3 protein-coding genes and 1 pseudogene are annotated in these 1,865 nt (G+C 40.4%); all 4 read right to left on the bottom strand.

Annotation, left to right across the window (positions count from 1 at the left end; translation table 11 throughout):
* Positions 1 to 370: 370 nt before the first annotated feature.
* The 4 genes and pseudogenes from S1OALGB6SA_RS08315 to S1OALGB6SA_RS08305 all read right to left on the bottom strand — a co-directional run bounded on the left by S1OALGB6SA_RS08315 (position 371) and on the right by S1OALGB6SA_RS08305 (position 1,741).
* Positions 371 to 910 (bottom strand): FkbM family methyltransferase, encoded by a 540-nt coding sequence (locus tag S1OALGB6SA_RS08315; RefSeq protein ID WP_124033148.1) that lies wholly within the window; start codon positions 908 to 910, stop codon positions 371 to 373.
* Positions 853 to 1,236, bottom strand: coding sequence for a hypothetical protein (locus S1OALGB6SA_RS08310; RefSeq protein WP_124033147.1), 384 nt, complete (start codon positions 1,234 to 1,236; stop codon positions 853 to 855). Before S1OALGB6SA_RS08310 ends, S1OALGB6SA_RS08315 begins: the two co-directional genes overlap by 58 nt.
* Positions 1,237 to 1,254: 18 nt before the next feature.
* A pseudogene (locus S1OALGB6SA_RS10950) lies at positions 1,255 to 1,323 on the bottom strand (hypothetical protein); the annotation flags it as partial.
* A gap of 1 nt (position 1,324) precedes the next feature.
* Complete coding sequence (locus S1OALGB6SA_RS08305; protein ID WP_230204508.1) at positions 1,325 to 1,741, bottom strand: hypothetical protein; 417 nt, start codon at positions 1,739 to 1,741, stop codon at positions 1,325 to 1,327.
* Positions 1,742 to 1,865: the final 124 nt, after the last annotated feature.

Raw genomic sequence — 1,865 nt, 5'->3', positions numbered from 1 at the left:
GGAGTGAGGATTCGGCTTTTTCGATATCATTCAGCGCTGCATGCTCGAGAATGTGATATTATGCGGGCCTGCGTTCTTGCTCACCGAGATTACGACTAAAAAATTGCCACACAAAAACAGGATAGGATGTACACGCACAAAATGTCCGGACACGATGGTGAAAACGAGGCAGGTCACAATTGGTTGGATGACAACCCAAAGAATACTCAAGAACACTCTGTTTATAACGCGCCTTAATATCGCGTAATGCGAGTGCACAACAGCTCGCGATATTGAAATATCTCCAGAAAATCATCTAGAATTGTAAACTTTGATCTTGACCTTATGATTATTTCACTAGATGAACGCAAGATGCACATACACTCTCTGTTCAAAGCGCTTTCTCCGAACTCAATATACCTCCCTGCACATACCAGTCTTCAAAGTAAGAGTACTCTTCGAATACACGTTTGAACCCGTGGTTCGACAACAATTTATGGATTTTTTCGCGATTAGCTGTGTAGTTGTGTTCTACTGTGATGATTCTTATATTATACATACTAAAATCGAATGCGCTCAAAATTTCCAACTCACTACCTTCTGTATCTACGGATAAATAATCAATCTCGTACGGAGCATTATTAGCTTGTAATAAGTCAATTAGTGAAACTGTCTCCACTTCATATTTTTTATTCTTATTTCTTGCTGATGTATGGCCGTCACAGGAAACAAAATTTTCTATAGTTGACAGCGTGGGCTCCACTGAATCTGCAAAGACCAATGTTTTTCCAGAAGAGTTGTAAACACATCTTTTATCAATTTTGCAGTTTCTATTTTTCTTTAAATCTGTATGCCAGGTTTTTCCTGGTTCAGCTAATATTCCTGCCCAATTGAACTTTTTTTCCAGTAAATATGTGTTGCTGAAGTCCACTCCATTAGTAGCCCAAACTCAACAAAGAATCCATTCACTTTTCCTTGCAATGCAAATAATACAAATAAATCCTGATCGATTTGTGACTTAGAGGTTTTTAAAAAATGCGATTGAAGGTCAAAGCGCTTTGACAAAACATTGCAATATAGTTCTATGTTATTAATCCCTACACTTTGAAAAAGTGTTTCCCAACTCTTTATTTTTGATGAAAGATGTTCAAACTCAGCTTTTTGCTGATTAGAAGTAATGATAAATCTCCGTAAATCACGCAACAACTTAGCACCAGGCACATATTTAAGAGCGAATTGTATGATTTTACCAACCATGACTATCTCCTGTTCTTCTCAATTCTTCTCCCAGTGCTCACTTCTGTGTCTGTGAGACTGCAGACTTAAACTTGCACCAGGTTTTACCTCAGATGCGCTTGAGTTTGAACCCTACACCTTTCTGCAATACTGTATAAGTCCCCCACGGACGATGCATCGGTGGAAACTCTCTGTAGCTTGGACTATCAAGTGCCGTTAATTTGCTCACGATATTGCGAATATCTTGGACGCGCTCTCTGTGAACGATTAACAGTGTATCGTCAGTATCGGCGACTATTGAATTATTAATACTATGCACAATACAGCTGTTAGTTTCCTCGCCCCTGGGCTTGATGATGCGTCTATATTCAGCCCACAGCGCATCCAGCGGAATAACGCTGACCCATTTATTTCGGGTTGTGTCATAAGGGAGATTGCACAGGATCATACCAATTGACTGATTAGGTATACCTTTCATCAACTCAAGGCAATCGCCTTGTCGAATATCGCCACCTATAAATTCCATCAGCTCTCCTCGCAACGCTAAAAAACAGCCGTATTAGTCATGCGAATCACGCCATACTTCCCATCATATCCAGGCTGACAGCTCACTTTCCCTTGACGCAGGCGCGAAATGGCTTCGGCCAGGA

The organism is Olavius algarvensis spirochete endosymbiont (genome assembly GCA_900608495.1).
Lineage (GTDB): Bacteria > Spirochaetota > Spirochaetia > DSM-2461 > DSM-2461 > UBA2779.
The sequence above is the reverse complement of the archived record's forward strand: the minus strand, read 5'-3'. Positions and strand labels throughout refer to the sequence as shown.